The 5,840-nt window shown below is 69.4% G+C and carries 7 protein-coding genes and 1 pseudogene; 6 read left to right on the top strand and 2 right to left on the bottom strand.

Features of this window, described 5'->3' with window-relative positions:
- The first annotated feature begins 184 nt into the window (after nt 1-184).
- From BMG523DRAFT_RS21570 to BMG523DRAFT_RS21560, 3 genes and pseudogenes are all read left to right on the top strand, one after another.
- A complete protein-coding gene (locus BMG523DRAFT_RS21570; RefSeq protein WP_083282462.1) occupies nt 185-658 on the top strand; it encodes an SAM-dependent methyltransferase in 474 nt (157 codons plus the stop codon).
- Nucleotides 659-686: 28 nt separating this feature from the next.
- Nucleotides 687-2,138, top strand: a pseudogene (locus BMG523DRAFT_RS21565) (replication initiator); the annotation flags it as partial.
- A 31-nt stretch (nt 2,139-2,169) separates the two neighbouring features.
- A complete protein-coding gene (locus BMG523DRAFT_RS21560; protein WP_011434870.1) occupies nt 2,170-2,361 on the top strand; it encodes a helix-turn-helix domain-containing protein in 192 nt (63 codons plus the stop codon).
- A gap of 6 nt (nt 2,362-2,367) precedes the next feature.
- Here the strand turns inward: BMG523DRAFT_RS21560 and BMG523DRAFT_RS21555 are convergent, their stop codons facing one another.
- A complete protein-coding gene (locus tag BMG523DRAFT_RS21555; protein ID WP_035908376.1) occupies nt 2,368-2,571 on the bottom strand; it encodes an AlpA family transcriptional regulator in 204 nt (67 codons plus the stop codon).
- A gap of 150 nt (nt 2,572-2,721) precedes the next feature.
- Between BMG523DRAFT_RS21555 and BMG523DRAFT_RS21550 the strand changes: the two genes are divergently transcribed.
- From BMG523DRAFT_RS21550 to BMG523DRAFT_RS21540, 3 genes are all read left to right on the top strand, one after another.
- Nucleotides 2,722-3,021: a hypothetical protein gene (locus tag BMG523DRAFT_RS21550; RefSeq protein WP_023839867.1), complete on the top strand. Its 300-nt coding sequence runs from the start codon at nt 2,722-2,724 to the stop codon at nt 3,019-3,021.
- Between the two features lie 236 nt (nt 3,022-3,257).
- Entirely contained in the window at nt 3,258-3,461 is a 204-nt protein-coding gene (locus tag BMG523DRAFT_RS21545) for a hypothetical protein (RefSeq protein WP_023839866.1), read from the top strand.
- The gene (locus BMG523DRAFT_RS21540) at nt 3,461-4,939 is read left to right on the top strand and encodes a tyrosine-type recombinase/integrase (protein ID WP_023839865.1); all 1,479 of its coding nucleotides are present in this window, start codon (nt 3,461-3,463) and stop codon (nt 4,937-4,939) included. The genes BMG523DRAFT_RS21545 and BMG523DRAFT_RS21540 overlap by 1 nt, the downstream gene beginning before the upstream one ends.
- Nucleotides 4,940-5,659: 720 nt before the next feature.
- Here BMG523DRAFT_RS21540 and BMG523DRAFT_RS21535 read toward each other — a convergent pair.
- Nucleotides 5,660-5,840, bottom strand: a 181-nt coding sequence (locus tag BMG523DRAFT_RS21535; RefSeq protein WP_043592214.1) for a transposase, incomplete at its 5' end; no start/stop codon positions are given.

The raw sequence follows: 5,840 nt of genomic DNA, 5'->3' as shown, positions 1-5,840 counted from the left end.
AACGGCTACAACTTCCTCGGGTTCCTCTGCCTGGCTGCCGCGATCACCTGCTGGAAGAAGCTCCCGCACTCGACGTGAGACACGCTCTAATCTCCCTTGCAAGGAACCGCCGTCGCCTACGCGCCCAGAACACCGCCATGCGCGCCCATCGGCGCTCACGACCGACACACGAGTACCACTTGCCATGTGTGACCAAGGGGTGGTACCGGTTGTGCTGGCGTACGCGCGTGCGCTGCTGACCGGGTCGGAGCAGGGGCGGACCGCCTACCTGGCGGCGGATCTCCGGGACCCCGGGCTCATCCTCGATGCCGCCGAGCTCCGCGGCGTGCTCGACTTCCACCGGCCGATTGCGCTGTTCCTCGTCGCGGTCCTGCACTTCCTGACCGGCGCCGACCAACCGCGTGCGCTGGTGCGCAGGCTGCTGGACGGTCTGCCGTCCGGCAGCTACCTGGTCGTGTCCCACGCGACCGGCGACCAGGCACCCCCAGGGGTCGGCGCGATCGTCGAGACCTACGCGACCACGGCCGCGCCGCTCGTTCTCCGCGGCCTCGCGGACGTCTGCCGCTTCTTCGACGGGACGGATGTCCTCGACCCGGGCGTGGTGCGCCTACCGCTGTGGAAGCCGGACACGCCACCCACGGACCCGGAAACCGTCTGAGTCTACGGCGGTGCAGGACGGAAGCCCTGACCGCTCGCGGCGGCTCCGGATGGCCCAGTGCAAGACCGGATGGCATCTCGACGACGAACCCCTTCCCGACCCGGATCCGCCGTCCGACGACGCCAAGGCACTTGCCGTGCTGCGGGCGGACCTGGAGGAAGCCCGCGGTGAGGTCCTGGCGGCCGGCGACCTCGGGCAGGTCGGCGAGATCGACGAACTGATCGGCCAGGTGGACCGGGAACTGTCAGATCTGGGCGTGCGGGGCCGGATCGCGCCGGCCGACCGGGACCGGCCGCGCCGCGTCCGCTCGACCCGTCGTCGCCAGGATGCCCCCGATCTGCCCCGGCTGCCCGTTGAGCGGCGCACGGTCGGGCGGACGTTCACCGCGCCGGACGGGACGGTGTGGCGGCCGTCGATGTTCCTGACCCTGACCTGTGCCTCGTACGGGCGGGTGCACTCCGACGGCACGCCGGTGGACCCGGCCTCCTACGACTACCGGCAGGCGGCACGGGACGCGATCCACTTCCCGAAGCTGCTGGATCGGTTCTGGCAGAACCTGCGCCGCGCGGTCGGCTGGGATGTCCAGTACTTCGCCGCGCTGGAACCCCAACGGCGTCTCGCCCCGCACCTGCACGCCGCGATCCGCGGCACCATCCCGCGGACCATGCTGCGGCTGGTGGCGGCAGCCACCTACCACCAGGTCTGGCGGCCAGCGACGGACCGGCCGGTCTACGACGATCAGCATCTGCCCGTCTGGGACGACACCATCGGCGCCTACCTCGACCCCGACGCCGGCGACCCGCTGCCCTCGTGGGATGCGGCGCTCGACGCGATCGGTGAGGACGACGAACCCGCGCACGTCGTGCGGTTCGGTCCGCAACTCCAGGCGGACGGGGTGACGGCGAACTCGGTGAACACCGGCCGGATGATCGGCTATCTCACCAAGTACCTGACGAAGACCCTCGACACCTGTCACGAGATCAGCAGTGACCGGCAGCGGGCGCATGTGGAGCGGCTCGCCGATGCCCTGCGCTACGAACCCTGCTCCCCGACCTGTGCGAACTGGCTGCGCTACGGCATCCAACCCCGCAACCCCCGGCGCGGCCTCACCCCCGGACGGTGCACCGGCAAAGCCCACCGGCGCGAAACCCTCGGCTTCGGCGGCCGGCGGGTGCTGGTCTCCCGCCGCTGGTCTGGCAAGACCCTCACCGACCACCGTCGTGATCGGGTCGTCTTTATCCGCCAGCAGCTCGCGGCACTGGGCGCCACTGGCACCGGACCGGCCGCGCCCGAGGACGATCCGACCCGCATCGCCTGGACGCTGCTACGCCCCGGGGACCCGGCCGCACCCCGCCGCGAACATCTGATCTTGCATGCCATCGCCCAACGGCACGCCTGGCGCGCACAGCTCGGAATCGGCACCGAGGAAGGGGCCGGCGGGGATTCGGCAACAGGGCCGCCGCTGGCGGACGCAGCCTGACCCCACCCCGGCAAGCCCCTGGAGAGCCTGCGTGACCAAGCTCCTGCTCACCCCGACGGAAGCCGCTGACCTGCTCGGCGTCAGCCGCAGCACCGTCTACGAACTGCTGAACAGCGGCGACCTCGAATCCGTCCGCATCGGCCGTGCCCGCCGGATCCCCTCCGCCTCGCTGCTCGCCTTCGTCCACCGGCTCCGCGGCCTCGACGACGGACAGGCAGCATGATCACCCTCACTGGCCGTCGGGCGGGGGCAGGTCGGGGCGGTGTTCGGCAATCCATGCCTCCACATCGACGGTCCGCCAGATGTGACCGGCGGCCAGGGAGGCATACGGCGCGGGGAACGACGGGTCTTCCTTCAGAAGCTGGTTCACCCGCGTCCGCCCGACCCCCAACCGGCGGGCGATCTCCGCCGCTCCCATGAGCGGTTGCGTCATACCCCGCAATCTACTGGACGACCGTCCAGCGCCACGTGTACCGTGGATGTCGCTGGACGGTCGTCCAGTCGCGTTGAGGCGGTTCCGGCCGAGTGCGGCAACACCCGACCGGAACCTTGGCCCCTTCCTGCGCGAACAGGAGAGAGACCCATGCCCATCTTCCCGTCCGACGCCCCGGATCCCGACCGAACCCCCGGCGGAGACGTGCCGCTGATCGTGGCCAGCATCGTCCGGCCCGGCGTCTATGCGCTGACGCTGCGTCCTGGTGCTGATGCCCGCGAGATCGCCGAGGTCCTCGCCTGCATGCCGGTCGACGCCTTCCTGACCGAGCACGTCGGCGACATCGACCTGACCATGGTCTTCCGGACAGTGCCCGACGGCAGGGAACCTGATCCCACCGGGGGCGTCACCCCGACGGCACCGGCGGCGGCACGCGGAACCCGCCCGTAGCGGTTCTTCTGCCCCACCCATTTTTCTTCCGTTCTCTGGTGGCGCCTCAATCTGTCGGGGCGGTGGACGGGTCCAGGGTCGGCCATAGGCCGATCGCGTAGCGACGCGATAGCGCCCTGGACGCGGCCGGCGACCCGGCAGACCATCCCAGCGCCAGAGAACGGAAACCCCAACTCGCGCCGGACCACGCGACTCGCGACCCGCGCCCGTTCTTTCGGCAAGGAGCCAGAACCACCATGCCCACCAACACCCCACGGCGGGTGACCCTCATGCAGGCGCTGCATGACCACCTCGACCGCGCCGACCGCGGCCAGGGACGCGGTTACCCGCAGTCGGACGGAGAGACCAAGTTCGCCTGCGACATGGAAGACAGCCCCTACGGCTGCCCATGGTGCGACGCCGTCGAATGGCCCGACGGCAACCCCCTGGACGTGGCCTGATGGCCGAGGGTAAGGGCAGCAGACGCGGCAACGGCGAAGGCTCGATCTACCGGTACCGCAACGGTTGGGCCGGTCAGATCAGTATGCCGGACGGCACCCGGCCGACGTTCTACGGCAAGACGAAGGACGACGTCCGAGGGAAGATCATTGCCGCGCTCCGGGCGGTGCAGGACGGGGTGCCGCTGGTCACGACACGGATGACGGTGGCCGAATATCTCGATCAGTGGGTGACCATCGTTCTGCCTTCCCGCGTGGTCGCCGGAACGCTCGCCGAGTCAACGGCCGAGTCGTATGCCGATCAGGTCCGGCTGCATATCACGCCGATCCTCGGCCGTCACGAGCTGCGCAAGCTGTCCACCGCGCACGTCCGCCACTGGATGACGCGCAAGCTCACGGAACCGTCGTCCGCGGGTCTGGCGCAGTGCGCGGCCTGGGAGGCTGAGGCGGCCCGCAAGGCGGCAGAACGCGCGAAAGAGAAGAAGACTCGCCCGGCTCGACGCGCGACAGCACAGAAGAAGGCTCCGGCACCGAGCGAACGCAAGCCCGTCAAGCCGCTGTCGGCCCGGTCGGTGCGCTACCTGCTGGTGATCCTCACCGCGGCGTTGAATGACGCGGTCCGGGAGGAACTGCTGACCCGGAACGTCGCCGCTCTCGTCCAGCCGCCGAGGAAGGCCGATGCGCCGATACGGGCGCTCACCGAGGAAGAAGCCCGTCGGGTTGTCGCGGTCGCGCTCGTGGACCGGATGTCCGCGCTGTGGCTGGTGCTGCTGGCGCTCGGGCTGCGCAAGGGGGAAGCGCTCGCGCTGCGCTGGGATGCGCTCGACCTTGATGCGGGCACGGTCGCCGTGGTGCGCAAGCAGCGGCGTCGCAAGGCGGGAATTGATCCGGAGACCGGCCGGCAGCGCTGGGAACTCGTCGAAGAGGAAGCCCTGAAGACGAAGGGTTCAAAGGCGGTTCTCGCACTGCCCGACATGGTCGTCACGATGCTCCGTGAGCACCGGTGGCGGCAGGACGACGCGAAAGCCGACCTCAGCGCCAAAGCGGACCAGGCGGAAAAGGACCTGGCGGCGCTGGCCGCGCAGAACCTCCCCGAGGGGGTGTCCGGGACTCCGGCGGACCTGAAGGTCATCCGGTGGGAAGACCCCGGACTGGTGTTCACTACCGCACTCGGGCGGAAGGTCGACCCGCGCAACGTCAACCGGTGGTGGGACGCGGTGTGTGAGCGGGCTGAGGTGCGGCACACCCGCGTGCACGATCTCCGCCACACGGCGGCGACGATGCTGTTCCGGGCCGGCGTCGACCTGAACGAGATTCGCGCGCTTCTGCGTCACACCCGCCTTGGCACCACCGCGGACATCTACGTTGACGTTCTGGCGGACGTCCGGCGGGGGACGGCCCGCAGCATGGACGACATCCTCACCCGGCTCCGGAACCCGACCACCGCTACGGAGAGTGAGGCAGACGAGGGTGCCGCCTGAGTCGTCCCGCAGTACCGTTCGCCAACTGCAGTATGAACTGCAGTACACGAGGTCTTGAAAGCGGCAGAGCCCCGCACCTTGGATGGGGGTGCGGGGCTCTGGCCTGTCTCAACCGTGCGTGCGCTCGGCAACGCACCACAAACATCCCCAACCACCGTGGCCGATGCGGTTGCACATCGCGCACACGTTCACGCTCCTCGGCCCAGCGTAATCGCTGTGCCCGCCTGCAGGGCGTACATCCGAGCCCTGCTGCACGAACTCTGCTGGCTGGGAAACATCGAGACCCCGTAGCGTGTGGACGCTGCGGGGCCCCGACCTGCCTCAACCAGGCGTGCACCGCAGGAGAATCGAACTCCCGAACCTCCCAGCGGGGACAAAGGAGGTGAGCCGACCGGCGCTGCCTCTCAGGCTACCCGATGCCAAGCCGCGCCCCTGTCTCGCCATAGCTGCACGGGCCGCCGCTCCTGGACGTCCGATCCTGGGCGGCTCGAGGCGGCGGGCGTGCCTGAGGACGTCGCCTTCGCGACCAAGCCCACCCTCGCCCGACAGATGATCGAGCAGGCGCTCGACTGAACCGCCCCGGGGCTGGTGGAGGCTCTTGACCTTGGAAGGATGAGAGCCGTGCCGGGGCTGTCAAGTTAGCGGTGTAACGGGTGATGTTGGACTACTTGGGGACCACTAGCGGCTCTGCGCACTACGTCTGAAACCGTGTTTGGGTGATCACGCTGTGGATGTGGTGGTGGTGACGGGGAGTGGCCAGGCTGGGCGGGTGGCGCGGGAGGCGACGTAGCGGGCGCGGGTCTGTTGGTGGACGATGTTGGTCAGGCCGAACGCCGTGCGGTAGACGAGTTTGATCAGACGGTTGACACCCTCCGCGGTGGCGTTGGACAGGCCGTGGAGC

It is taken from the genome of Frankia sp. BMG5.23 (genome assembly GCF_000685765.2).
Classification (GTDB): Bacteria; Actinomycetota; Actinomycetes; order Frankiales; family Frankiaceae; genus Frankia; species Frankia casuarinae.
The sequence above is the reverse complement of the archived record's forward strand: the minus strand, read 5'-3'. Positions and strand labels throughout refer to the sequence as shown.